The sequence below is a fragment of the Neobacillus niacini genome (assembly GCF_036961885.1).
In the GTDB taxonomy this organism is placed as follows: Bacteria; Bacillota; Bacilli; order Bacillales; family Cytobacillaceae; genus Neobacillus; species Neobacillus niacini_H.
In genome coordinates this window covers 32,820-58,749 of record NZ_JBALNQ010000035.1, presented here as the reverse complement: position 1 = coordinate 58,749, position 25,930 = coordinate 32,820, and the positions used below count along the sequence as shown (strand labels likewise).

Sequence of the window (25,930 nt, the reverse complement as noted above, 5' to 3'; positions counted from 1 at the left end):
ATCTAGGTTACGCTTGGTTTACAGCAGGACTAGGAAAACTACAGAGCGGTGCATTCGACGCTTCAGGCTTCTTAAAAGGAGCAATTGCAAAACCGGTAACAGGTCCAGATGGTAACATGGTTTACAGCTGGTATGTAAACTTTTTGGAAAGCTTTGCGTTACCAAACATTGATTTATTCAACTTCATCGTTCCTTGGGGCGAGACATTGATTGGCTTAGGGCTTATGCTTGGATGTTTAACAACAGCAGCTATGTTCTTCGGATTAGTCATGAACTTCAGCTTCTTCTTAGCAGGAACTGTATCTCATAACCCAACTGACATCTTCTTAGGCTTCATCATCTTAACAGCAGGTTACAACGCTGGCCGTATTGGATTAGACCGCTGGGTGGTACCATTCATCCGCAAAGCAACTAAGACAACAACTGGAAAAAATAAAGCAACAGCCTAACTAGCAGGCACAAAAAGACGATTCGTTCCCCCGCGAATCGTCTTTTTTGTATTTTTTAGGTGGAAAATGAGTATCGCAGATATGCTTCGGTTAAGGCAGATCCCTGCAATGGTTAAGCAAGTGTGTATTCTTCTTTCCATTCTTTTCTTAATGATTTTCTGGACTGCATGATAGCATAATCATCGTCGAAACTTGAAGCAAACCCCACTGTCCTCTCATCTTCGTCCTGCCAGTAGGAGGAGAAGGCTTCAAAAATGCCACTTTCTAATTTAAATACGTCTGTTTTGATTGTCCCACCCACTCGATCTCTACTTTTTACCTGATAAAAGCTTTCGGATATCTGGTGTTTCTCCATTTTATGCACTCCCTTTCTCTTCAAATAATAGACATGATTTGATTACTTTTCAAAAAGCCAAACAGTGAATTTGAACAGGAAAAAGGGGTCAAAATGTATTTTTCAATCTATGAAACAGTTTTTTTTCTATACCTTTAGCCACGAAAAAGCAGATTTGCTACTTTTTTAAAAATAGTTTTTATTTGTTTAGAATGTGCTAGAAAACAAGAAAACCACCTTATGCCGTCGTAGGCATAAAGTGGTTCTGATAAAATATAGTCTAAATTGAGTTGGCAAGTAAAGTCACGGCTGCACTCAGAACGACTGTGCCAAACATAATTGCAATATACAGTAGGTTCTTCTTCATTTTCTTCTTTCTCATTGCCTCTTCAGGTGTGGTCCAAATACTTTTTGACATCAAAAAACCCCTTTTCACATTTGATGGTAGCTGGCTGGCTGATCCTTGGATAGAAGCCCCTATAGCTTTGCGTCATCACCTTTCAGTGATTTTGCCCTTTAATAAATCATTTCTATTATAAACATAGAAATAGTAAAAAGTCACGATGATTTCGACAAATTCCGCAGACGGGGATTGTGGGACCGGAGCGACGACTTGCTGGCTTTTTTGGCATGAGTTACCCGTAATGAGGCCATAAGAGTGTCGGCCCCACTGGCATGCAACACCTTGCCCCTGCAATTTGGCAACCCTGAGCACTGGAAAGTATATTCCTATTGTCAGAAAATTGTTATACTTATAGTAAGTAAGAGGTGAAGCCCATGAAGGTGTTTGTTTCTGTTAAACAGGCAGGAAGACGGAAGGAGTATATAAAAAAAGAAGAGTTGGTACTAGACGACAACCCAGCATCATTACGAGAACTAATCATGGAGATTATTCGTAAAAATGTTGAAAGCTATAATCGTAGACCGCTAGATTCGTTGCTGTTCAACTACCTTACCTTTGATGAAATCGAGGCACAGGTTTCTACGGGGAAGGTTGGTTTTTGCCAGCGGGTAGATGAGCGGCAGGCGGATGCTGGAAAAGCGGTTGAAACGGCGATGCTGGCTTTTACGGATGGTTTATACAGAGTATTTATTGGCGATGTAGAGATCGAAAGTCTTGACGGGCCGCTGGGGATTAAAGACGGGGATGTCCTGACTTTTATTCGATTTACGATGCTGTCAGGGAGAATGTGGTGAGGTGTTGATATGTATTACTATTATCAAAGTAAGGAAGCAACGAAAAAGTATGTGAAGAAGCTTCAAGTGAAATCCGTTTTATCCTTTGGTAGAAATAAGCAGCTTTTAAACGCCCTTTTTTCCTGTTATACGATGGAGGGGTACGACTACTCTGAATGGAACAAGAGAAAGAATAAGCTTTTTCATACCTTATGGAACGAGAATTCTGAGGGATTATCAAGCATTTTTGCAGATTCAGAGTTTAAGGTGTTGGTTACGCTCTTTGGCAAGGAATGGGCAAGGAAGTTTAAAGCGGTCTGGGATCACAGCCATCACTATACATACTTGCTGGGAGAACAAAGACGTTCCTTTCGTACCAAAACCTATGATTCTATCTATCTTTCAACTGCGATTGAAAAGCTTCATGGAATGCTTGATTTGGCAGCGGAGAATTTTTCTTACAAGACGTATTTTTCTGAAAAAAATAATCGTTTCAGTGGGAACCCGGTACTTCCAGATCTTTTAGCCTTGGAGATTGATGAGAACAATGAAGAGGTGATGAGCGCCATTGAGGAGATTGTATACGGAGAGAACAACACAGGTCTGCTCACCCGCGAGATTATTAAAGGAATCATCATGAGCCACAATGAAAAGGCACATAAGTGGGTAGGTGATCTGCTGCTGGCTGCCAAGCTTCAGGAGGGTCTGCGCCAGACGATTGTTGAAAGTATGGACGAAGGGTCAAAGGAAGGCTTTCTTTATCTGCTTAAGATCATTATTAATCATGATTTGGTTCGATATTCTTCGGTTGTTCGAGGTTTCGATGTTTGGACGGGCCTCGGAATAACAGCTGAAAAACCGGCTGTCATTAAGAAATGCTTAGTCACTGCCTACCGATGTCTTACGGAATTTGAGTACCAGGAAGAATGCTTGAAGAGCAGTGATTCTTTGTTGATATATATGGGACTATGGTCAATCGCGTTTACTGAGGTTGCCTTGATTGAGAGCAGGATTTTGGAATTGTTGGGTGCACCTGAAAAATATAAACGATTAACAGCCCTTTATTTTTTAATGCAGCTTCAGATTCCACGTTTTCAGCATCAATACGCTGCAGCACTTTTAGATGACCCTGATTTAGAGGTGAAAAGCTGGGTCATTAAGAATCTTTTTAGTGATGTACGCCATTTTTCGCAACAGGAGAATTTAAGTCAATACCAGGGTATGGAGGGGATTTTCAGCTCAGAAGAACTGTTTCAAAAGCTTAAAAACATGCTCGATACGATGCCGAAAAAAGAAAAAACGTTTACAGAGAGCCCTTTTCCATGGTGTCAAATTAAGGTTACCCGTGATGAGATCCTTAGTAAAATGCTGCTGACCTTTGCCAAGAATCCATCCAATGAAAAGGTTGATTTACTGCTGGACTACAGAGTTTACATGAGTGTTGACACCCGGTCAGTGTTTCTAACTACCTTTTTGCTTGATCCTAAAACACCGAAGCAAAAAACGGCGTTGCTTGAATTCTTAGGAGATAAGAGCTCCTATCTCCGTTCGACTGCGTTAAAAATGGTAGACAGGTTATCCTTAACGCCAGAGGATTACAAAATGATTGAGGATTTGCTTCACTATAAAGCAGGTGATTTGCGTAAAAATGCGATGGCTATTTTGCTTAAGCAAACACCCGATGAGCTGGTGGGCAGTGTAAAACGGCTTGTTCAGGATAAAAGCGAAAATAAACAGCTGGCAGGACTGGATATCATTGCCGCCATTGATAAGGATCCTAAAAGGAAAAGGATTGCTGGTGAATGCAGACAGCTAGCGGCTGCGCTTTCAGATCCATCTCAAACAGCAAAGGTATTGGTGGAAAAAATAACGGAAAATGATTTTTCGAAAGAGGAAGGGTTTGGACTTTATGATCCCAGCCAGCAACTTTCCTTACCGACGATACCAGAACCTTCAGGCTTTTCTAGTAAGCATATTCTAGGTTCATCCTTTCAGGAGATTAAAAGGGTATTGTCGGGGTTTAGCAGTCTGATTGATCAACATCGAGAGTATGAATACGAGATTGAAGACTGGAACGGTGGTCGGGTGAAAGTGATCCTTGGCGGTGAATATAATATAAGGAGCATCAGAAGCCGTGGTAATCATGATGATGTTCTAACGCTGGAGGATTATCCGCTGCCGGAGGTGTGGAGGAAAGCCGCCGAGGAATATCAGTTATCTACTAAAAAAATAATAGAAATACTTTTCTACTCTAGCTTTAATCAATATTCGCATCGTGGAAAAAAAGATTGGTTTGAGAAATTGCTGTCACAGCTGTTTCCGATAAAGGAGAAGGAATTTAACGAGTTTACGAAGAGCTTGCCTTATGCTCAGCATATTTTTACTATTTTTCATGCACTATTAAATGAATGTTCTCGTAGGAAAGTATTTGACCTGTGCCGGGATATGGTTTGCTTCGTGTACCATCGAATACCTGCACACCGCTTTGTTGAAGAGTACGAAAAGGAAGCGGCATCGGGATACTATTATTATGGAAATCATTCGAATACGCTGGTGAATGCACATGAAATCTCCTTTTGGTATAGCCATATGCGCGCCTATAGCAGTGGGGAGGAACCGGATTTTAAGGACGTTTTCCATATTGGGTATGCCTTGTATAAAGCTTCGGGTTTTACCTCCCATACTTGTATTCAGCTATCCGATTTTGAAAAGGCCTTTGCGATGGGCATGGTCGATGAAAATGAATTGTACAGAGAGTTATGCGGCCGGCCGTTAAGTGCTGAAAATTTACGTACTTTAACAAATTCTGAATTCTATCTTTACAAAACGGTTACAGCTTGTCAAAAGCTCCAAGAGGTTTGTCTAAAAGTAGTTGATAGGTTAGTCAGCATTGAGTTAAAGCGGGGGGATATGACGACAGAGGTTAGCACATTGGTCTCGAGGATTTACCGAGCCTCGGGTACTAGATTCTTTGTGGATATTCTGATAGGTGCCGGGAAGGATACCTATGTTCGAGGCTATAATTTCGTTGGTAACGATAGTACAAAAAAGGAAATTTTTAGCCACTTGTTGAAAAACTGTTTTCCAGCTGAGGGTGAGGATGAGAATACGTTAAAAGAGCTTTTAGGTAAAAGAAAAGTGTCTGATAAGCAGCTTGTTGATGCGGCGATGTATTCTCCACAATGGCTGGATATTGTCGAAAAGTATTTGGACTGGCCAGGGCTAAAGTCCGCAGGCTGGTATTTCCACGCACATATAAACGAAGCATTTTCACATGATAAACAAACCATTGTTGCTCGCTATTCACCGATTTCCCCAGAGGACTTAAAAAGCGGTGCTTTTGACCTAGATTGGTTTCATGAGGCATTTGCGCTTCTGGGTGAAAAACGATTTAACGTTGTTTATAATAGTGCGAAATATATAGCTGGAGGCGGGCTGCATAAACGATCGCAGCTTTTTACAGATGCGATGTTAGGAAAGCTTGTTCCAGCACAGGTGGAAGAGATTATCTCTGAAAAAAGAAATAAGGATTATCTTCTCTGCTATGGACTTATTCCCCTTAGTAATGAGAAAAAGGAAGCCTTATACAGATATGAATTCCTTCATGGTTTTCTAAAAGAGAGCAAGCAGTTTGGTGCACAGCGCCGTGCCTCGGAAGCAAAGGCTGTCTCGCTTTCACTAGAAAATCTAGCACGGAATGCTGGCTTCTCTGATCCAAACCGATTTACTTGGAATATGGAAACAGAAAAAATTCGCTCGATTGAACCTTTTTTAAAGCCGGGGGTTGTCGATGATGTGGAAATGTATATTTCGATTGATGCGTTGGGTAGAGCGGCGGTTGCTGTAGAAAAAGACGGCAAGTCACTCAAGAGTATTCCGCCTAGGTTAAAGAATCATGAGTATGTAAAAGAAATAAAGGCTGTTCATAAGTCATTAAAGGAGCAGTATTCACGGGCCAGGCTCATGCTGGAAAAGGCGATGGAAGCAGGGGATGTGTTTACGGCTGCTGAACTTGTGGGCCTTTCAGAACACCCGATTATCTATCCGTTATTACAGAATCTCGTCTTCAAAGCTGGTAACCATTTAGGGTATTTTAGGGATGGTGCACTAGTTGGAACGGAGGGGCAGATTTTGGAATTGGGGCCTGAGACTGACTGTGTGATTGCACACCCTGTTCACTTGTACAATAGCGGAGAGTGGGCGGTTTTTCAAAAGGATATCTTTGAAAAGGGAATTATCCAGCCTTTTAAGCAGGTATTTAGGGAGTTATACAGACCGAATGTTGATGAACTAGAGTCGCGGATGATATCCGCACGTTACGATGGTCATCAAATTCAGCCAAGAAAGGCGGCCGCTCTTCTTAAGAGCAGGGGCTGGACTGTCAGCTATGATGAAGGTCTTCAAAAAGTATATTATAAGGAAAATATTATTGCCCATATTTATGCGATGGCTGACTGGTATTCACCTGCCGATGTTGAGGCGCACACGATTGAGGGCATCGAATTTACCGATAGAAATACAGGGAAATCAGTTCCATTTGCAGCTGTTCCGGAGGTGCTGTTTTCAGAAATCATGCGGGATGTTGACTTAGTCGTCAGTGTCGCACATGTAGGCGGAGTCGATCCGGAAGCAAGTCTATCGACGATTGAAATGAGAACAGCGATCATGGCTGAATTACGGAGGTTACTAAAGCTATCAAATGTTGAGCTAAAAGGCTCTCATGCGATTATCAAAGGAAACCTTGGCGAATATACGGTTCATTTAGGCAGCGGGGTTGTTCATAAAATGGCCAGTGGATCCTTATCCATTCTCCCGATTCACTCCCAGCACAGAGGGCGCTTATTCCTGCCCTTTATCGATGATGACCCGAAAACGGCAGAAATTACATCAAAGATCGTCATGCTAGCCGAGGATCATAAAATAAAGGACCCGACAGTATTAGTGCAGATAGCGGATTGAGAACGTGGTGGTCAAGTTACCGAAAGATGGGGAATTGGATTTTATTTGCGTTAAAAGGAAACAATGAAGGGGTATCGAAACGATTTGAAATCACCTATAATAGAGCCAGGCACCTATTGTGGAAACTATTTGTATATGAGAGGCGGGAAATGAAATGGAAACATCTAATAAAGTTACAGTAGAAACAACAGTTCAAGCACCAGTCGAGAAGGTATGGGAATATTGGACAGAGCCAACCCATATAACAAAATGGAATTCTGCTTCAGATGACTGGCACACACCCATTGCTGAGAATGATTTACGAGCAGGAGGGAAATTCCATTCAAGAATGGAAGCTAAAGATGGCAGTTTTGGTTTCGATTTTGGCGGGATTTATGATGAAGTGAAATTACATGAGGTTATTGCGTATACACTCGGGGACGGAAGAACAGTTAAAATCACGTTCAAAGGTCACGACAACGTAACGGAGGTAATTGAAACGTTTGATGCTGAAACTGAGAATCCCGTTGAGTTACAAAAACAAGGATGGCAGGCGATCCTAGATAATTTTAAAAAATATGCAGAGCAGACAGGCATTTAGGTGACAAAGAGGACGGTTTTTATGGCTTTTCGTGACTAGCTGGGGTTAGCAGTGAACGATAATAGAGCCATGAGAGCCGTCCTTGAGGTCTCCTTAATCTAGTTCTAATTGTATTTTTAACTCGTTTTGGATACGCTGTTTTTCTTCGGCGGCCACTATTCCATAGTAGATTCCATCAATTTTTGTTCCTTCGGACTTAATTTCCATTTGTTGAATGTTACTTCCTGCATTCTTATAATTTTTTTGGATATCCATCATTTGCTCGAATGAAAGATTTGTTTTAATATTTTGCCCGAGGGCTGAGAATATATCTGAATAGTTGGTAAGACTGGATAGACTGTACCCTTCTTTAATCACCGCTTGAATAATTTGTCGCTGCCTCATTTGGCGGCCAAAGTCACCTCGTGGGTCCTCGTACCTCATTCTAGCGTAACTCAATGCCTCATCGCCCGTTAAATTTATTTCTCCAATAGGAAAGTGGAAATCACCTACCGTAAAGTCTAAATCATTTTGGACAGTAACACCGCCAACAGCATCAACAATGTCCTGGAATCCTTCCATATTTATTTGCATGTAGTAATCGATTGGAATATCAAGGAAATTCTCAACGGTATCCATCGCCATAGGTACGCCCCCAAAGGCATATGCATGGTTTATTTTGTCTTCTTTGCTTTTACCTATTATTTCAGTTCGTGTATCTCGTGGAATACTGAGCATTTTCACGGAATTATTGTTCGGGTTGACTGCTAATACAATAATGGTATCGGAACGCCCACGATCACCTTCTCGTTCATCTACACCCAGCATTAACACAGAAAATGGGTCTTTTTGTTCCAGCGCTACTGGTACTAGACGCTTTTCTGATTTTTCACGTTTAAGAGGTTCATGCATTCGGACAACAGCATTCGTGAGCGAATTATATACAGTGTATCCATAAATTCCAGCGGATACGAGTATTAGTAATATGATGATTCCAGTGACTTTTAGCCACTTAGGTTTCTTTTTTTGAGATCTCATCTATATTCCTCCAATGAACTTAGAATAACAGATAAAAATGGTGAATAATACATATTTTACCGTAATTTGGAATTTCAATGTTGAATTACGGCCTTTGCTACGAGCTTCATAGTAAGGCCGCAGCTGTTAAGGGTTTTGCACAGTAAACTCTTTTTTATATTGATTTACTGCTTTTTCCACATCTGATGCATTTGCTCGTGTAATAACTATATTTGTGTCGTCTGCGAAAGAAACAAAGAAGGGATTTAAGACTCAAATAGAACAACTCCCTTTGAATGATTAAATTGGGCAGTCCAGCCATCATCGTTCATTTCACATTAGATCTGTGACTTTGCGTCCCTACTTTTCAATAGGTTTGCCATTATCGGATAGACTAATAGTAACATTTTTTTGAATATTTAGATATATAGAAAATCCCACTTCATTTTGACCCCTGGGTTTTTGAAAGTGTCGAAGTTTGCCCGGAATTGTAGTAAAATGGAAATATCTAGTTTTTTGTGGAGTGGAAAAAATACTGACTGCAAATTATGCCATTTTAGTGAGCCGGTTTGCTTTGTTGGCTATGACCAAGATTTAATGAAACTTCAGTATCAAGCAAACAGTATTTTAAAGTCAAATTGATAAACGAGGTTATGAAGGATGATCACCGATTTGCTTACTAGGCTTGAGGATGAAAAGGACCAGTGGATTTATGAAGCAATTGACCATTTCAATGAGGGGTTTTTGCGATTTGATGGTCAAAAGTATGAGAAGGATCAGGTACTGATTGGTGTTTATGGACCGACTCAAGTCGGAAAAACAACCTTGATTTTAACGATGCTGGGAATTGGGGACAAGGAAATCGGTCCTCTTTCACAAGCATTGCGGGGTAAGCGCGAGAAGGGAAATTCATCAACGATCACGAGCTTTATTTATAAACGTTCAGCGGATGAGAATTTTCATTTGATTTTTCCAGATAAAACAAGGATTAGCTGCAGGGATTTAGAAGAGCTGGAAACAGCATTGCAAACGATTCGAAAGCAAATTGAGAGCGGAAAAGTATCGTATGATAAGCCAATTATTTTGGATATTGCCCAACAGTTTTTTTCCAATAAACGGTTTGCGGAAAACAGTAGATTTATATCGATTATTGATTTACCAGGCGATGATACGAAGGAAAAGCGTGAAGAAGAGTATGTGGAGCATATTTTAACGAGATATATGCCGCTTTGCAGCGTTTGTTTGGTGATGGAAATCTCGTCTAAGATTGTTAGGCTGTTTCAAATGGACCGACCGCTCGTGAAGGATTGGATGTATTATCCCCAAAACTTTCGTGTGGTCCTGACACGCTGCCTGCAGTCCGCCTCTGTGAAACGTGCGATTGAGGCTGGTGAGATTACTTCCTTAGCAGAATTCAAGGCGAATTTTCGAGATCACTTACAGCGAAATGAACAAGAAATTCCGAATCAAATTTATCCGCTTGAATTTGGTGATACATGGCTTGAATTAAAGGATAGGAATGATGTCGTCTACCATCAGGCGAAGGGCTGGATGGACAGCTTATTTTTAGAATTGTTGGATGATCTAACGGCCGTGAAAACGCCTGAAAACCAAATTATGCAAATCAAGAACATCGAGCATAGCATTAGCAAGCAGAAGAATCTCGAACTTGACCGTATGAGCAAAGAGATTACCACGATTGAGGAAAGCCAGGAAGAAGATCAGCGGGTCTATGAGAATTTGAAATCAACGGTGCACTATTTACAAGAGGAACTTGAGTTTTACGAGGCTGAACGTAAGGGCTTGGATGTGATTCAGCTGGAGAAATACAGGTCCCAGTTATATAGCTATTTTGAATTTGATAAAAAAGACCAGGTCGTATTTAAGGAACGGAAGACTTCAAAGCTCTTGGAAAGCTTTCAAATGGCAGAGCTGGAAATGCTTGATTTTTACCAAAAGCGGTTAGCGGATACTTGGCTCCTGTTGACGCGCAGCATGCAGAATATTTCTTCGACGGTTAGGTTTGATTTTAAATCAGATCCACCGCTCTTGGGCCTTTCCTTAAGCCATGGCCGGGGTCTCGATCAATATTTAAAGCTTGGCAATTTTGAAGAGGATTATCAGATTGTGCTGGATACGTTGGCGCGGAATAATAATATCATTTATGACTATTATGTCAGTCAAATCAATCAGTTTAAGCACAATGGTAAAAAAGAAATCCTCCAGCTGTCGACGCTAAAGGACGAACACAAAAAGGTAGCGGATGAAAACCTGCTAGCAGAGCAGGAAAAGCAACAACAGAAACAAGCACGGTTGATTGAACTTCAAGATAAATGGGAACGGGCGAAGCGGGAATGGGAACAGGATTTACTGCGTCCTAAGCTGTTGGATGATATTTTAAAAGAAGAGTTTGTGAAGGCAGTGTCGGGTTGGCAGGAGAAATTGTACGCTGAAGATGCTTCTGATGTGGAACGGTGGGCTTATCACCAGTACTGCCAAATTATTTTAAAGCAAGCAGAAAGGATCATTGGAAATGACTACTTCTAATATAGCAATCGATGAGAAATATAATGAAGCAATTCAATCACTAAAGAAAATTAATAACGATCTTTTCTATGATGACCTCAAGAAGATTATGAAAGAGCGGGAAGATACACTAGCAGAATTAAATGAAGAAGTATATGAATCGATTGAAAAAATGCAGAAATCGTTGAAGCACTTCCCTGTGCAGGTCAGTGAGCAACTAAAGGAAGAAGTTATTGAGCCACAGTCGCAAGTTTTTGATCGTGGAATGGAACGGTTCGACGAGACCATCGCGGTACTGGATAAGAAAATCTCCTTCTGGCACCAGGAGTTTCAAGATTATCTGCTTAAAACGGAAAGGCTGTTAGCGGATGCAAAAGGATTACAGCAAGATGACCAGGAGTTTATTGTTGGGGAAACAGAAAGGGTTTTAACAGAGGTAAGGATTCTTCAGGAACAGGTGACAAGAGCTTTGAGTGAGGAAGCAGACAAGTTGAATGTGAAGTATGAAGCTGTGGGCGAACGGTTAGGCGTTATCTTAAAAGAATTAACAGTGGTTGAAGAAAGCCATCAAGCAGAAATAGCTCAGTTGAATCAGCAGCTTACGCATAACCAAAAAGAATTGCAGCATAAGTGGGAAGAAAAATGGAAGCTAAGCATCGAGAATGGTGCGAAGCGAGAAGGGCTATTTAAAAAATGGCTGATTGGATTAGCGATAGGACAGGGAGTTTCGGTTGGATTGATGGTTTTAATGTTTTTCTTTTAAAAAAACTAATAAACACTTGAGACATAAAGAATGACGTATGCTATACGTCATTTCTTTATGTCTTTTTTAAGCTGACCATGGATTTTCCCTTGGCTTTTCATTAGACTCTCGTGGAAGTTATTTAAAAACGGGTACAAACCTAAAGCCGTCAATATCGTGTTACATATAGTGATAGTACAACCTAACAAGAGGGATAGATGGAAGGGGGGGACAAGTGCGGATGGAATCGGGGAGGGAACTCATCAACAGAATACTAGCTAGATGAAGGGAGAAAAAATTCTGTGGTTTGGATCACGGTACTAACTTTTTTAATTACATTAGGATTTATCCTTTGGAGGCCAAGGGGCATTAATGAAGCCATACCAGCCACAATCGGAGCAATTATTGTGGTACTTTGTGGGAGTGTTTCCTTAACGGACCTTGGTGTTATAACAGAGACCATCAGTGGTGCGGCGATTACCATTATGGCAACAATTGTCATGGCGATTGTATTAGAAAGCTTTGGATTCTTTAACTGGGCCGCCGAGAAGCTTGCTGAAAAAGCAAATGGATCAGGAATTCGATTGTTCTGGTATGTCAATCTTCTGTGTTTCCTGATGACCCTCTTTTTTAACAATGATGGCAGTATCTTAATTACCACTCCAATCTTAGTCATGCTACTAAACAATATGGGTTTAAAAAATCATCAAAAAATACCTTATTTATTGTCTGGAGCCTTAATTGCCACTGCTTCAAGCGCTCCGATCGGCGTCAGCAATATTGTCAATTTAATAGCGCTAAAGATCGTACACATGGATCTTTATTTGCATACGGCGATGATGTTTGTTCCCGCGACCCTGGGCTTACTGTTGCTTACTTGGTTATTGTTCCTTCGGTTTAAAAAGGTGCTGCCCAAACAAGTACCAACTAAAGTTAAAGGGTTGACACTCCCTTCCTATCACCCGCTCAAGCCAAGTCTGGTGGAACATACCTCAGAAAAGGCTCGTTCCAGATTTATGAGAAACGTTTTATTATTCGTCTTTGCTGTCCGAGTCAGCCTCTTTGTTGCATCGTTCCTTAACATTCCAGTTTCACTGATGGCTGTGATTGGTTCACTTGTCCTTTTAGGATGGAGATGGGCTTATTTGAAAATTCCGCCTAGCGACATGCTGAAGAAAACACCGTGGTATATCATCGTTTTCGCTTTTAGTATGTACGTGATTATTTATGGCTTGAATAATATCGGACTAACCGACTGGCTCATTCAATTTATGCGGCCTATGGTTTCTGGCAGTTTGCTTAATGCAAGTGTGCTAATGGGAATCCTGCTATCGGTCCTTTCCAATATCTTTAATAATCACCCTGCGCTAATGGTTGGAACGCTCACATTAATGGAGATGAATTTAACTCCGCTCTCCTTAAAGATTGCCTATCTGGCGAATGTCATTGGCAGCGACATGGGATCGTTATTGCTTCCAATGGGAACGCTGGCAACATTAATGTGGATGCATATTGTAAGAAAAGGAAAAGTCATGATTAGTTGGCTGGAATATATAAAAATAACGGTGGTTGTTATCCCCCCAGCGACTTTGTTTACGTTAGTGGTTTTATATTATTGGGTTTCTTGGCTATTTGGCGGAACTCTTCAAGGGTAACATGAAAGGAGAAGGAAGATGTTTTTAGATTTTCTAGGCAAAAATATAGACGTTGAAATTTCCGGTGGCAGCTTTAAAAGAGGAGTGCTTATTGAATCTGGATTGGACCTATTTGTTTTGTATGATGGTTGGAACTTTCATTACATTCCGTATGTTCATATTCAGCGGTTCTATGAGACGAAAAAAGTAGATGGTGACACTGTTTATGAACCGCCATCCGAAACACCGATTGCAACGGATGCAATCTCCTATCGAAAAATATTAATGAGTGCGAAGGGATTGTTTGTCCAGGTTTATGTGACAGGCAACAAATCAATCCATGGGTATTTAACCAGCATCATGAATGACTATTTTGTGTTTCACTCCCCCGTCTATAAAACGATGTTTATTTCTATGGACCATGTAAAGTGGCTGATTCCGTATCCAGCAAATGCAACCCCGTATTCATTAGAGAATCTATCCTTACAACCATTAACAACAGCTTTGGCAAGATCATTGGAAGAGCAGATGAAGAAATTGGAGAATCAATTGGTCATCTTGGATGGTGGGGAAAAAGAGGAGAAAATAGGCTTATTGCAAAAGGTTCATGATTATAAAATAGCTTTGGTAACCGCCGACGGGAGCACCATGTATTGGAATTTGGAGCATATCAAAACCATTCAGTTACCATAATGGGCAAGGAAGAGAGTGATGTCTAAGTGTTAACCCCCAAAAATAATCCACCCTGTGGTCCAGACAGGATGGATTAATCAATCACTTAAAGAGTTGTTTTTAGACCGTGGCGTGGGAACCATTCACGGTCTTTTTTAGTGTGCCTCATATACTTAGATTATGTAATTTTTTGCAATTTGTTCAAGGGTAGAAGAAAATTAAAGGGACATCTTCCTAATCGAATGTTATGGTTAGTGGATTCGGACGGGGAAGAGGTTATTCCTTGAGATTAAAGTCTTTAGAAAAAACAAAAGTTTACCAATTTTAACAACATTAAGTATAATAGTGGATGATTACTACAAGGATTCATATATAGAATAGATTATGGAAGGTAACAAATATGAGTATAATAAAGGATTTTTTGCTGCAGCTAACGGTTACGGTCATACCTATATTTATTTACTTTACATTTATTTCTGAGAAGGCAACGAGCAATAAAAATAAAAAAGTAATGATGTCCATTTTGTGGGGAATATCAATCCTATTTTGCATGTCCTTTCCAGTGATTTTTGGTCAAAATGCTCGCGTGGAGTTAAGAATTATTCCGCTGTTATTTGGGACGCTTTACACGGGATCTGGGTCCGGAATCTTCCTAGCAGTTATTATTATACTTTATCGACTTTCTTTTGGTATCAGTTTAGGATTTTATAATACCGTTCTGGTCTTATTATTAACACTGCCAGTTATGCTATTTTTTCAAAAAACGTTTGCACGTTCAAATAAAGAAAAGAAGGTAAAAATTGCAGTAGGACTTGCCTTTTATTATTGTCTTATCGGTCTCACTCTTTCTGGTATTTTAAGAGGGTTTTCCATGGAGTATCTTAAAGTACAGATTATCCATCTTATCTTTGTAGTGATCGTTACTTGGTTCCTCATGCAATTAAATGAAACCATCAGGGAGATTCAACAGCTTCGATTAGAAATGCAAAACACGGAGAAATTACGGGTTATTAGTGAGTTAACAAGTGTTTTCGCTCATGAAATTCGAAATCCGCTGCAGGTGACTCGTGGTTTTCTGCAGCTTCTAAATGAGCCTGAGCTGCCTGATAGCAAGAAGGAATATATCCAAATATCGATTGAAGAATTAGATCGTGCCAATGAAATTGTTAGTGATTTTTTAGCTTTTGGAAAACCCACCATCGATCACAATGAAAAAATCGACATGGGTTATCAGATCAAACGTGTCGTGAATATCCTTCAAAGTTATACGCTGAACCATAATGTTGAAATTAAAACGGATATTCTCGATCATTGCAGGGTGTATGCTAACCCGCAAAAAGTGAACCAGACTTTGATTAACATTTTGAAAAATGCGATTGAGTCCATGCCAAATGGTGGAACCGTTTGGATTACCTGTACGCCAACCGATGATGGATATATTAAAATTGCCATTAAGGACCAAGGAATCGGTATGACAAAAAAGCAAATTGAGCGGCTTGGATCTCCGTTTTATTCCTTAAAGGAAAGTGGGACAGGACTTGGCATGATGGTCAGTTTTCAAATTATCCGATCCTTCAAAGGTAAAATAGAAGTGATCAGTGAAAAGGATAAGGGAACAGAATTTATTATTCTTTTGCCTCAAACGTAAGGCCATGGGAATGGTTCTCATGGCCTTTTTGGTGAGGAGATAATTGAACCATGTGAACCGTCCCATGGTTACCCGGCCTTAAAAACTAAGAAAATATTAAGATTTATATAAGGGGTTTGTTAAGATTTCATGGGTATCATGATCCTATCAACGAAAATAAAGGGGAGATAGGATATCAACGACATAGTTAGGAGTGACTTTCATGAACATATTGGTTTGTGATGATGATAAAGCAATTGTGGATGCGATCGGAATTTACCTGGAAAATGAAGGCTATCAAGTATTCAAAGCTTATGACGGAATAGAGGCCATCGAAATCGTTGGTGAGCAGGAAATTCAGCTCATTATTATGGATATTATGATGCCGCGGATGGATGGAATAAGAGCGACCATGAAGATTAGAGAGGATAATAAAATCCCTTTGATTATGCTTTCAGCCAAATCTGAGGATTACGACAAGATTTTAGGATTGAATATTGGGGCGGATGACTATATCACCAAGCCTTTCAATCCATTAGAACTCATTGCACGAGTTAAATCGCAGTTGAGAAGGTATACCACATTTGGCGGCGCGGAAACCAAGACCAATGTGTATAAAACAGGGGGTCTCGAAATTGATGATGAAAGGAAAGCGATCACTGTCGATGGGGAGGCCGTCCATCTTACACCGGTGCAATATAAGATCGTGAAGCTTCTGACTGCAAATGCTGGGAGGGTTTTTTCCATTGAGGAGATATATGAGAAGGTGTGGAATGAACCGGCTTATAGTCCGGAGAATACAGTAACGGTCCATATTCGAAAAATCAGAGAGAAAATTGAGATCAATCCAAAAGAGCCTAAATATTTGAAGGTGGTGTGGGGAGTTGGATATAAAGTTGAAAAAATATAGTCACTTACTGACGACAAAAGTAATTGTTTTTATGCTGATGATTACTTGTTTTGCAGGCGTCATTAAAGCCTTTGTAGATGTTGAGGACGTGAATAATGGCGACCTTGGAATTATTTTTGAGGAAAATTACTTTTTAAGCCAGGCATATGTTCAGGAAAGTGAACCGGTCGTTAGCAGCCTAACCAGACTGCTAGGGGAATTTAAGAATGAAGAACATATTTTAACCGGCGGAACGATGAATGAGGCAGAATTAAGAAGTGAAGAACAAGAATTATATTCGGATTTTCAATTTAATTCCAAAAGCTATAATCCAAAATTAAGTGAAGCAGAAAACTACGAAAAGTTTAAAACAGACTATGCAGAAAAGATCACTCAAGGAAGAGATCGGCAGATAAAAAATGAGTTAAGGGAATTTCATTTCCTATTACAAAGGCTAGAAGCGGTTGAAGGTCCCTTGTATTATGCGAGTGATGGTGTAAATGAATATACCAACACAACCAAAGCAGAAAAGGAACGATTTAGGACCTATCCTTCCTATATGCTATTTGAGGAATACAAAACTGAACTTTTTCCAAAAGAAGTAACAGAGAATAATCACTTCTATCCGATTTCTGAAAACATAAATGGATTGGATCCGCAAAGTAATGTTGTTGCGATTGCATTTCCAAAGGAATTTTTAGATGTAAAAATAGAAGAATGGAAAGAAAATAAAGTTATTACCACAGCCATTTTTTATCGTTTACTAGCATTTTTCGCAGGATTTATTCTTTCATTTCTCTATTTGCTGCTCGTGACCGGAAGAAAGTCATTCGGGGATGAAAAATTGCACTTACATGCAATCGATAAACTATATGTTGATATAAATATTTTCCTAGGGATTGGTCTCGTCATTCTTTGGGTCGCGCTGTTAGAAGGTATAGTTTCTTCTACTATCGATAAAATGATCATCCCGATTACGATTCCGATTTCTTCGGCAGTGTTCGTGTTGATTCTATCGCTAGTGAAGCATGTCAAGAACGGTACGTTCTTACGACATACGTTGATCTATCGCATCTTTAATCGTTTGTTTCAAATCGTAAAAAATGTTTATGATAGCGGTAGTGTTGGGGTGAAGACAGTATTGCTTGTCATCGGATATCCCCTCTTGGTTGCGGCAACGTTTTTCATGTTTCCGGTAACCTTAGGAATCGCTGCTTGGTTTGCCTTTAAGAAAATCAAGTCATTTATTGCGATAAAAGAAGGGGTAGAGAGAGTAAAAGCTGGCGATATTCATCATACCATCGAGGTGGATGGAAAAGGAGAGTTTGCAAGACTTGCTGCCAATATCAACAGTATCACTGATGGTTTAAACAAAGCGGTTGATAGCGAACTGAGAAGTGAGCGGTTAAAAACGGAGCTCATCACCAATGTATCTCATGACATCAGAACGCCATTAACTTCGATTATTACCTATGTAGATTTATTGAAAAAGGAAAAGGATCCGGCGAAAACAGAACAATATATCGAGGTGCTGGATCAAAAATCTAAAAGGCTGAAAATCTTGACTGATGATTTGTTTGAAGCAGCTAAGGCTTCAAGCGGAACGATTCCGGTCCAGTTGGAGCGTATCGATATTGTCTCGTTAATCACCCAAGGGCTTGGGGAAGTCAGTGATAAGATTGAGGATTTCGATTTAGCTTTTAAGTTTAATCATCCCAAGGATAAGGTATATGTTGCAGCTGATGGAAAGTTACTGTGGAGGTCCATCGAGAACGTTTTATCGAATATCTTTAAATATGCACTTAAAGGGTCACGGGTGTATATCGATATCGAAGATTTAGGCAACGAAGTGCTTCTCACCTTTAAGAACATTTCTGCCTTTGAGTTAAATATATCTGCGGATGAATTAATGGAACGGTTTAAAAGAGGAGATGAATCTCGAACTAGTTCCGGAAGCGGGTTAGGTCTATCCATTGCGGAAAGCCTGATTGATATCCAAAAAGGGAAATTTACGATACAAGTAGATGGAGATTTGTTTAAATCGATGATCTATTTACCTAAATATAAAAATAGCCATGTGTGAAGGGAATAATTAGGAATAGGATATCGTAAAGATGTCCTATTCTTTTTTTACGCGGCCACTTTCTTATTCTGAAAGTTTAAGAATTTCTTAAGGATTCTATTAAACTTTTCTTAGGTTTTTGTTTGTATAGTACTAAGTAGAAAAGAACGATTGAGGTGGCTAATGATGGCAGAAAGAAAGGTATATATTCTTTTAACCAATACAGGTTCCTTTTTAACAAAATTGATTAAGCTCTATACAAAAAAACCATATAATCATGCATCCATTGCCTTTGATGAGGATTTATCAGAGGTCTATAGTTTTGGGAGAAAAACAGTGCGGAACCCATTTATTGGCGGATTTGTACAGGAAAATGTAAGGGCAGGCCTGTTCAAACAAGCAGACTGTGCCATCTATTCCTTTACTGTAACAGAAGGTCAATTGCAAAGGATGAACCACTATTTACGAAAAATCGAGGCACAAAAGAAAGAGTACCGTTATAATTTTTTAGGATTATTCGGGTTTATGTTTAATACACCTATTAATAGAAAAAAAGCTTTCTTCTGTTCTCAATTTGTTGCCTCTGTCCTAAAGGAAGGTAATATCCTTCATTTTGAGAAGCCACTACCACTAATTTCACCTCATGACCTGCAGAAGATTTCTACTTTTCAATTCGAGTATGAAGGAAAACTAAAGGATTACCCTTTTGGAAATAAGGCTGAAAGAGCTCGGACTTCCTTTACGGGAAACAGACAGGCCTTCTGGTCACTATAGGCTTGTTATAGTGGCCCAAAATCAATTGGAAAATAAGCATTCGGTAACTCCTCTAAAAAAATAGTAGCCTCTGAATCTAGCAGCTCTAATGAGTCATGTGGTAAATGTGGCAGTCCAATGGTCTTGAGAAAAGGGAAAAGAGGAGAATTTCTCGGATGCAGCAGCTTTCCAAAGTGCAGAAATACGAGAGAGTTACAAACAAAATAAGTCCCGCTCGCCATTATCAATGAATGAGTTGGAATTTGATAACCAGAATCCCATCAAAAAAGGAAGTTGTGCTATAATTATATATCCTTTTGTGGACTGAGTTTTAGCAGCTCAGATAAAAATAGAAACTGGTGAAAATATGGATCGTGATAATACAATTGGTATTTCCTTTATAGCAGTTGCTTATGTTATATGGGGAATACTACCAATCTACTGGAAATTTTTAAATCAAGTTCCAGCGCTTGAAATTTTAGCCCATCGGATCATTTGGTCGTTTATTTTCGTTTTAGTCATCGTGGTTCTTATGAAGCGAAAACAATTAAAGAACTTCTTTCAAGTCCAGATGAGCGAGAAAAAAACGTGGCTAGGCCTTATACTAGCTTCGCTCTTGATTAGTATTAATTGGCTCACTTATATATATGCTGTTAATACGAGCCACATTGTGGAGGCAAGTTTAGGCTACTATATTAATCCGCTTGTTACTGTCTTATTAGGTGTTTTTGTATTACGCGAAAGGATGAATCGGTGGCAGGCTGCCTCTTTTGTACTGGCGGGGATTGGTGTTATTTATATGACGATCTCGCTCGGAAAGCTTCCATGGATTGCACTTGTATTAGCCTTATCCTTCGGTTTTTATGGCTTGTCTAAAAAACTAATAAAAGTAGATTCCATTATAGGCCTGCTGCTGGAAACTTTATTCAGTTTACCCTTCGCTTTATTGTTTATAACCTATTTAGGTATAAATGGTCAGGGGAGTTTCCTTGGAGGGTCTCTTAAAATTGATTTATTTCTACTAGGCGCAGGTGTTGTTACAGCCGTACCGCTATTATGGTTTGGTATCGGGGCACAAAAGATTCCACTTTACATCATTGGCTTTTTACAATACATTGCTCCTTCCATTAGTTTACTTCTCGGCGTCCTTCTCTACGAGGAGCCGTTTACCATGGATCATGTCATCACCTTTTCATGCATTTGGCTAGCTTTAGTAATATTTACTGTCTCAAATATCCGTCATTTGGTAAGAAAAAGAAAAGTGGCAACAGCAGTTACGAATACTAGAAGCGTCTAGGAAAAGAGAGAGGGAAATGCCAGTTTAGTATGGCACTTCCCTCTCTTTTGTTGTAATTGCTGCCTTTTAACTTGGGAACAATGACTATTTATAATCATTAACCGTACAGCTTCTACAAAAAAGCGTACAGTTTCTACACAAAACCGTACAGCTTCTACACAAAACCATACAGCTTCTACAATTCATGGAGTTAACCTCGCCACAAACGAAAAAAAGAAGGGGAAATACCATACCAATATGGCTTTTCCCCCTCTTTTCATATTTTTACTCGTTTACATCTGCCCATTTATATTCGTATGTTGCACCGAATGGGTTCACGAACACGCCTTGGATTCTTGGAGAAACTAATTGTGCTCTTGAAGCTTGGTAAACAGGAGCGATTGGTGCATCTTCAAATAGCACTTTTTCCGCCTCTAAGAAATTCTTGTAACGTGCTTCTTGATCTGTAGCAAGAGTTGAAGCCGTGTCACGCACTAACTTGTCATAGGTAGCGCTGGAATATCCAGTCCAGTTGTTTCCACTGTCTGTGGTCCATAGGTTCATAAAGGTAAATGGATCTAGGAAGTCAGGGCCCCAACGGGAAAGCTGCATCTGGTAATCCATAGCTGTGTCTAAATCAAGGCGCTGCTTTTTAGGTACTTGTTTAATCGTAACCTTTAAACCTTCTAGATTCGTAGAAAGCTGGTTCGCAACGTATTGAATTAAGTTTTTCGTTGTCTGATCATCATCTGCTAAGAGCTCTAGTTCAACTGAATTGGTGCCTATTTCTGCTAACCCTTTTGCCCAGAACTCTTTAGCCGCCTTAAGGTCATACTTTACAAGGTCGCCACTTACTTTACGGAAATCATCACCTGATCCAGGCATTGGCGTAAAGTCCTTCGGTACCAATCCATTCGCAGCGATCGATCCGTTGTTTAAAATTTCGCCGACTAATGCTTCTTTGTCAAAAGCTCTGCTTAGTGCAGCGCGGATATTCTTGTTTGCTAATGCATCTGATTTTGTTTGATTAAACTTTAGGAAGTAGACAAATGTATCTGCAGAAACCGTGTAATCATCATTGGTAGAATATTGGTCGACTAAATCGGATGTTAGATCCATTCGGTCAACAGTTCCTTCTTCATATAAGTTTAGTGCTGTTTGTGGATCTTTTACGACTTTAAAGGTCAGTTTATCCATTTTTACTGTTTTTGCATCCCAATAATCTTTATTCTTGACGAGTTCCCATGAATCGCTTGTGCTTGACCAATTGGAAATCACGTAAGGTCCGTTTGCTAAAAGGTTTTCAGAGCTTGTTGCAAAACTATCGCCTTTTTCTTCCACGAATTTTTTGTTTAGCGGGAAGAATGTACCAAATGTTGTTAGTGTTTCAAAGTATGGAGTTGGGTTTTCTAATTCAACTACCAGTTTATAATCGCCGTCTGCTTTTACGCCCAGCTGGTCAACGGCCAGTTCACCTTTGGTTATGGCTCCAGCATTTTTGATTACTCCGCTTATCATATACGGGCCATATTCTGATTTTGTATCAGGATCTACGGCACGCTGCCATGAATACACAAAGTCATGTGCTGTTACAGAGTCACCGTTAGACCATTTCGCGTCTTCACGTAATGTAAACGTCCATGTCAGACCATCGGCACTTACATCATGCTTGGTGGCAATCCCAGGAGTTGGCTGTGTTTTTTCATCTAATCGGTAAAGACCTTCCATCGTTGCAGCAAGATAGATAAAAGAAGATTCATCTGTCGCTAAAGACGGATCCATTGACGGAATTGCTTCCGGATTTAAAAACTTAAGTACCTTTTCCTCTGCGGTGTCATCTGTTTTAGTACCACCAGCAGGTTCTTTTGTCTCATCACCAGAACATGCAGCTAGTACACTAAGCATCAAACCAAATGCTAAAAGTAATAACCATTTCTTTGCTTTCATTCATTTTCCCCCTCATTTTATACCCTGTTTCGAATATTGGATATTTACTGAAAATTCTCAACTACAAATGATTATAATCAATAACTAGTTAAATTGTAAAGTATTCTTAAATAATTTTGATAGAATGGTATTTTCTGAAAATATGAGATATCTATTACAACTAGGTGCTTTTTCAGGGTGATGCACTGCCACTGCACAGTTTTGCACAATAATAGACTAGCCACGGACTTGGTGTACCGGATAACACTTTGAATGAAGAATCAAATGATATAGTTGAAGAAATGGAGAGTCGGAGTATAAAAATAATGGATGATTAATATAGAAGAGGGGGAAATACCAAACCAAATGGTATTTCCCCCTCTTTAGTTGTTACTTCAATTTTCCGATAAGGGGGAACTGTACAGTTTCTACAAAAAAGCGTACAGTTTCTACAAAAAACCGTACACCTTCTACAAAAAACCATACAGTTTCTACAAATCATTAGCGAGGTTTCGCCAAACTGGAAAAAGAGGGGGAAATACCAAAACCAAATGGCATTTCCCCCTCGCTTTTTTCATATGTTTACTCGTTTACATCTGCCCATTTATATTCGTATGTTGCACCAAATGGGTTTACGAACACGTTTTGAACTTTTGGAGATATTAATTGTGCTCTGGAAGACTGGTAAACAGGGGCAATCGCCGCATCTTCAAATAGCACTTTTTCAGCCTCTAAGAAGTTGTTGTAACGTGCTTTCGCATCGGTAGCAAGAGTTGAAGCTGTGTCACGCACTAACTTGTCATAGGTTGCGTTAGAATATCCAGTCCAGTTGTTTCCGCTGTCTGTAGTCCATAGGTTCATGAAGGTAAATGGATCTAGGAAGTCAGGGCCCCAACGGGAAAGCTGAATTTGATAATCCATATTTGAATCTAAATCTAAACGCTGTTCTTTTGGAACTTGTTTAATGGTAACCTTTAATCCTTCTAGGTTCGTTGAAAGCTGGTTTGCAACGTATTCCACTAGATTTTTCGTTGTCTTGTCATCATCAGCTAGGAACTCAAGTTCAACGGAATCAGTTCCTAATTCTGCCAATCCCTTTTCCCAGAACTCTTTCGCTGCTTTAAGGTCATACTTCACAAGGTCACCACTTACTTTACGGAAATCCTCACCTGTTTCAGGCATTGGTGTAAAATCTTTCGGAATCAAGCCATTGGAAGCGATGGATCCGTTGTTTAAAATCTCACCGACTAATGCCTCTTTATCAAATGCTCGGCTGAGGGCAGCACGAATATTCTTATTTGCAAGTGCTTCCGATTTTGTTTGATTAAATTTTAAAAAGTAAGAGAATGTTTCTGCTGACACTACATAATCATCACTTGTAGAATATTGGTCTACTAGATCGGATGTTAGATCCATTCGATCTACTGTTCCTTCTTCATATAAAGCTAGAGCCGTTTGTGGATCTTTTACGACTTTGAACGTCAGTTTGTCCAATTTTACTGTTTTTGCATCCCAGTAATCTTTATTCTTTACGAGTTCCCATGAATCACTTGTGCTTGTCCAATTGGAAATCGTGTATGGTCCATTCGATAATAAGTTTTCTGAACTCGTCGCAAAACTATCGCCTTTTTCTTCGACAAACTTTTTATTTAACGGGAAGAATGTGCCGAATGTCGTTAATGTTTCAAAGTACGGTGTTGCGTTTTCTAATTCAACAACAAGTGTAAAATCACCATCAGCTTGTACTCCCAGCTGATCCACGGCAAGTTCACCTTTGCTTATTGCTGCAGCATTTTTGATTACACCACTCATCATGTATGGTCCATATTCTGATCCTGTTGCCGGATCAACGGCACGCTGCCATGCATAGACAAAGTCATGAGCTGTTACTGGATCTCCATTTGACCATTTTGCGTCCTCGCGTAATGTAAAGGTCCAAGTCAGACCGTCCGTGCTTACTTCATGACTTTCAGCAATCCCTGGAGATGCTTGTGTTTTTTCATCTAAACGGTATAGTCCTTCCATTATTGCAGCTAAATTGACAAAGGAAGATTCATCTGTAGCTAAAGATGGATCCATTGACGGAATGGCTTCAGGGTTTAAAAAGTTAAGTACCTTTTCCTCTTCCTTCTTCTCCGTTTTTGTACCCCCAGATTCCTTCGACGTATCACCGGAACATGCAGCTAGTACACTAAGCATCAAACCAAATGCTAAAAGTAATAACCAATTCTTTGCTTTCACTTTTTTTCCTCCTCATATTTACTTTGTTTCAAATATTAAATATATGCTGAAAATTTGAAACTATAAAAGTGATTATAGGCATTAATTTGTTGAGTTGTAAAGTATTTTTGAATAATTTTGACTAGAATGATATTTTTGGGGATGTTAGAAATCTCCTGTGATACGTGGATTTACAATGTTAATTACTGAATTACACAGTTTTTCAGAATAATATAATGAAATATTAAAGAGACCTTTTGTAACCAACCCCATAGTGGAATAAACCTATAATTCTAACAAAATGTGACAATTTTCACTATATTGTATTGAGAAAACTAGCAGAATATGTTATCTTTAGAAGATATTATAAAGAAACTAGAGGGTGAGAAAATGAATTTGAAGTCAATAATGAAAAAGGGTGCAGTAATTGCAGCACTAAGCCTAGGACTATCTGCATTTGCAGCAGTTCCAGGAAACAATGTTTTGGCAGCTGAAACAAATCCTGCAGCACAAAAATTAGTAGATTCATTAAAGGCATTAAATATTGGTGATGTAGATTATTTATATGCTTATTTACAATCTGTTAATTTAAGTGACGCAGAATACAAAGGCATTCTTGATAATACGAATCAAGTTAGCCAAATCCTAAAGGGTGCAGCTAATCCTGAAGATCTTCCAACAGCTCAAAAAGCGGAAGTATCACGCTTATTCCTTGAAAGTGTTAAACTGGCACATCTTCAAGCGTCAATCGTTGATGATAAAGGAAACCCAATTGATATCACAACGTATAAAGCTGGATCTGCTGCACTTATAGTTCAGTTAAAGGATTTAAAAGGAAACGTACTAGCAGTCGTTAATCCTACGAAAGCTGATTTAAACCCAGCTGCTCTTGAAGCAAAAATGGTTGCATTAAATAACGCGGTTCAAGCGAAACAAAAATTAGAATCAGCTGGTAAATTCGTTCCGATGCCAAATGCTCCACTACCAAACACAGATAGCAACACTGTAGAATATATGGCTTTAGGTGGATTATTAATTTTATTAGGCGGAGTTGCAGTTGTACCTGCAGTGCGATTTGCTCGCAAATCCGAAATCGAAGCTTAATCCAT

General features: G+C 39.6%; 20 protein-coding genes and 2 riboswitches. Of the genes, 15 read left to right on the top strand and 5 right to left on the bottom strand.

The features are described from left to right. On the top strand, nucleotides 1-449 hold a 449-nt coding region (locus V7124_RS15870; protein WP_335490779.1), incomplete at its 5' end, for a Crp/Fnr family transcriptional regulator. Nucleotides 450-561: 112 nt separating this feature from the next. On the opposite strand, the gene V7124_RS15865 is transcribed toward V7124_RS15870, so the two are convergent. Both V7124_RS15865 and V7124_RS15860 read right to left on the bottom strand, forming a co-directional pair. Next, entirely contained in the window at nucleotides 562-804 is a 243-nt protein-coding gene (locus V7124_RS15865; protein WP_335490775.1) for a hypothetical protein, read from the bottom strand. A 259-nt stretch (nucleotides 805-1,063) separates the two neighbouring features. Further along, nucleotides 1,064-1,201, bottom strand: coding sequence for a hypothetical protein (locus tag V7124_RS15860; protein ID WP_335414555.1), 138 nt, complete (start codon nucleotides 1,199-1,201; stop codon nucleotides 1,064-1,066). Nucleotides 1,202-1,223: 22 nt separating this feature from the next. Further along, nucleotides 1,224-1,307, bottom strand: a riboswitch (cyclic di-GMP riboswitch). 253 nt (nucleotides 1,308-1,560) lie between these two features. On the opposite strand from V7124_RS15860, the gene V7124_RS15855 reads away from it, so the two are divergent. The 3 genes from V7124_RS15855 to V7124_RS15845 all read left to right on the top strand — a co-directional run bounded on the left by V7124_RS15855 (nucleotide 1,561) and on the right by V7124_RS15845 (nucleotide 7,498). Beyond that, nucleotides 1,561-1,980, top strand: coding sequence for a hypothetical protein (locus tag V7124_RS15855; protein WP_335490771.1), 420 nt, complete (start codon nucleotides 1,561-1,563; stop codon nucleotides 1,978-1,980). 9 nt (nucleotides 1,981-1,989) lie between these two features. Next, a complete protein-coding gene (locus tag V7124_RS15850; RefSeq protein ID WP_335490768.1) occupies nucleotides 1,990-6,918 on the top strand; it encodes a DUF4132 domain-containing protein in 4,929 nt (1,642 codons plus the stop codon). Nucleotides 6,919-7,072: 154 nt separating this feature from the next. Next, on the top strand, nucleotides 7,073-7,498 hold the full coding sequence (locus V7124_RS15845; RefSeq protein WP_335414565.1) for an SRPBCC family protein: 426 nt from the start codon (nucleotides 7,073-7,075) through the stop codon (nucleotides 7,496-7,498). Between the two features lie 93 nt (nucleotides 7,499-7,591). On the opposite strand, the gene tagU is transcribed toward V7124_RS15845, so the two are convergent. After that, entirely contained in the window at nucleotides 7,592-8,515 is a 924-nt protein-coding gene (gene tagU, locus V7124_RS15840; RefSeq protein WP_335490764.1) for a polyisoprenyl-teichoic acid--peptidoglycan teichoic acid transferase TagU, read from the bottom strand. Nucleotides 8,516-8,799: 284 nt separating this feature from the next. Continuing rightward, nucleotides 8,800-8,885: riboswitch (cyclic di-GMP riboswitch) on the bottom strand. Nucleotides 8,886-9,154: 269 nt separating this feature from the next. On the opposite strand from tagU, the gene V7124_RS15835 reads away from it, so the two are divergent. The 10 genes from V7124_RS15835 (at nucleotide 9,155) to rarD (ending at nucleotide 20,696) form a co-directional block, all read left to right on the top strand. Beyond that, the gene (locus V7124_RS15835) at nucleotides 9,155-11,041 is read left to right on the top strand and encodes a hypothetical protein (RefSeq protein WP_335490761.1); all 1,887 of its coding nucleotides are present in this window, start codon (nucleotides 9,155-9,157) and stop codon (nucleotides 11,039-11,041) included. Further along, nucleotides 11,028-11,783 carry a hypothetical protein gene (locus tag V7124_RS15830; RefSeq protein WP_335490758.1) on the top strand — a complete coding sequence of 252 codons (756 nt, stop codon included), beginning with the start codon at nucleotides 11,028-11,030 and terminating at the stop codon, nucleotides 11,781-11,783. Before V7124_RS15835 ends, V7124_RS15830 begins: the two co-directional genes overlap by 14 nt. Nucleotides 11,784-12,064: 281 nt before the next feature. Further along, a complete protein-coding gene (locus V7124_RS15825) occupies nucleotides 12,065-13,417 on the top strand; it encodes an arsenic transporter (RefSeq protein ID WP_335490755.1) in 1,353 nt (450 codons plus the stop codon). 18 nt (nucleotides 13,418-13,435) lie between these two features. Further along, complete coding sequence (locus tag V7124_RS15820) at nucleotides 13,436-14,089, top strand: DUF2642 domain-containing protein (RefSeq protein WP_335490751.1); 654 nt, start codon at nucleotides 13,436-13,438, stop codon at nucleotides 14,087-14,089. A gap of 379 nt (nucleotides 14,090-14,468) precedes the next feature. Further along, on the top strand, nucleotides 14,469-15,716 hold the full coding sequence (locus V7124_RS15815; protein WP_335490748.1) for an ATP-binding protein: 1,248 nt from the start codon (nucleotides 14,469-14,471) through the stop codon (nucleotides 15,714-15,716). Nucleotides 15,717-15,918: 202 nt separating this feature from the next. Further along, nucleotides 15,919-16,605 carry a response regulator transcription factor gene (locus V7124_RS15810; protein ID WP_335490745.1) on the top strand — a complete coding sequence of 229 codons (687 nt, stop codon included), beginning with the start codon at nucleotides 15,919-15,921 and terminating at the stop codon, nucleotides 16,603-16,605. Continuing rightward, on the top strand, nucleotides 16,580-18,667 hold the full coding sequence (locus tag V7124_RS15805) for a sensor histidine kinase (protein WP_335490742.1): 2,088 nt from the start codon (nucleotides 16,580-16,582) through the stop codon (nucleotides 18,665-18,667). The genes V7124_RS15810 and V7124_RS15805 overlap by 26 nt, the downstream gene beginning before the upstream one ends. 165 nt (nucleotides 18,668-18,832) lie before the next feature. Then, nucleotides 18,833-19,420, top strand: a complete 588-nt coding sequence (locus tag V7124_RS15800; RefSeq protein WP_335490739.1) for a hypothetical protein — start codon at nucleotides 18,833-18,835, stop codon at nucleotides 19,418-19,420. A gap of 60 nt (nucleotides 19,421-19,480) precedes the next feature. After that, on the top strand, nucleotides 19,481-19,627 hold the full coding sequence (locus V7124_RS15795) for a topoisomerase DNA-binding C4 zinc finger domain-containing protein (protein ID WP_335490786.1): 147 nt from the start codon (nucleotides 19,481-19,483) through the stop codon (nucleotides 19,625-19,627). 139 nt (nucleotides 19,628-19,766) lie between these two features. Next, nucleotides 19,767-20,696 carry an EamA family transporter RarD gene (gene rarD, locus V7124_RS15790; protein ID WP_335490736.1) on the top strand — a complete coding sequence of 310 codons (930 nt, stop codon included), beginning with the start codon at nucleotides 19,767-19,769 and terminating at the stop codon, nucleotides 20,694-20,696. A gap of 264 nt (nucleotides 20,697-20,960) precedes the next feature. Here rarD and V7124_RS15785 read toward each other — a convergent pair whose 3' ends face one another. Continuing rightward, nucleotides 20,961-22,622 carry a peptide ABC transporter substrate-binding protein gene (locus V7124_RS15785; protein ID WP_335414621.1) on the bottom strand — a complete coding sequence of 554 codons (1,662 nt, stop codon included), beginning with the start codon at nucleotides 22,620-22,622 and terminating at the stop codon, nucleotides 20,961-20,963. 561 nt (nucleotides 22,623-23,183) lie between these two features. Then, on the bottom strand, nucleotides 23,184-24,842 hold the full coding sequence (locus V7124_RS15780; RefSeq protein WP_335490733.1) for a peptide ABC transporter substrate-binding protein: 1,659 nt from the start codon (nucleotides 24,840-24,842) through the stop codon (nucleotides 23,184-23,186). A 369-nt stretch (nucleotides 24,843-25,211) separates the two neighbouring features. Here V7124_RS15780 and V7124_RS15775 point away from each other — a divergent pair, with 369 nt between their 5' ends. Continuing rightward, on the top strand, nucleotides 25,212-25,925 hold the full coding sequence (locus V7124_RS15775; RefSeq protein ID WP_335490729.1) for a cell wall anchor protein: 714 nt from the start codon (nucleotides 25,212-25,214) through the stop codon (nucleotides 25,923-25,925). Nucleotides 25,926-25,930: the final 5 nt, after the last annotated feature.

Bases quoted from the DNA above. Each gene is read 5' to 3' on its own strand.
- V7124_RS15855 (WP_335490771.1), top strand. From the start codon at position 1,561: ATGAAGGTGTTTGTTTCTGTTAAACAGGCAGGAAGACGGAAGGAGTAT.
- V7124_RS15860 (WP_335414555.1), bottom strand. From the start codon at position 1,201: ATGTCAAAAAGTATTTGGACCACACCTGAAGAGGCAATGAGAAAGAAG.
- V7124_RS15835 (WP_335490761.1), top strand. From the start codon at position 9,155: ATGATCACCGATTTGCTTACTAGGCTTGAGGATGAAAAGGACCAGTGG.
- V7124_RS15820 (WP_335490751.1), top strand. From the start codon at position 13,436: ATGTTTTTAGATTTTCTAGGCAAAAATATAGACGTTGAAATTTCCGGT.
- V7124_RS15800 (WP_335490739.1), top strand. From the start codon at position 18,833: ATGGCAGAAAGAAAGGTATATATTCTTTTAACCAATACAGGTTCCTTT.
- V7124_RS15865 (WP_335490775.1), bottom strand. From the start codon at position 804: ATGGAGAAACACCAGATATCCGAAAGCTTTTATCAGGTAAAAAGTAGA.
- V7124_RS15785 (WP_335414621.1), bottom strand. From the start codon at position 22,622: ATGAAAGCAAAGAAATGGTTATTACTTTTAGCATTTGGTTTGATGCTT.
- V7124_RS15850 (WP_335490768.1), top strand. From the start codon at position 1,990: ATGTATTACTATTATCAAAGTAAGGAAGCAACGAAAAAGTATGTGAAG.
- V7124_RS15830 (WP_335490758.1), top strand. From the start codon at position 11,028: ATGACTACTTCTAATATAGCAATCGATGAGAAATATAATGAAGCAATT.
- V7124_RS15810 (WP_335490745.1), top strand. From the start codon at position 15,919: ATGAACATATTGGTTTGTGATGATGATAAAGCAATTGTGGATGCGATC.
- rarD (WP_335490736.1), top strand. From the start codon at position 19,767: ATGGATCGTGATAATACAATTGGTATTTCCTTTATAGCAGTTGCTTAT.
- V7124_RS15845 (WP_335414565.1), top strand. From the start codon at position 7,073: ATGGAAACATCTAATAAAGTTACAGTAGAAACAACAGTTCAAGCACCA.
- V7124_RS15775 (WP_335490729.1), top strand. From the start codon at position 25,212: ATGAATTTGAAGTCAATAATGAAAAAGGGTGCAGTAATTGCAGCACTA.
- V7124_RS15815 (WP_335490748.1), top strand. From the start codon at position 14,469: ATGAGTATAATAAAGGATTTTTTGCTGCAGCTAACGGTTACGGTCATA.
- tagU (WP_335490764.1), bottom strand. From the start codon at position 8,515: ATGAGATCTCAAAAAAAGAAACCTAAGTGGCTAAAAGTCACTGGAATC.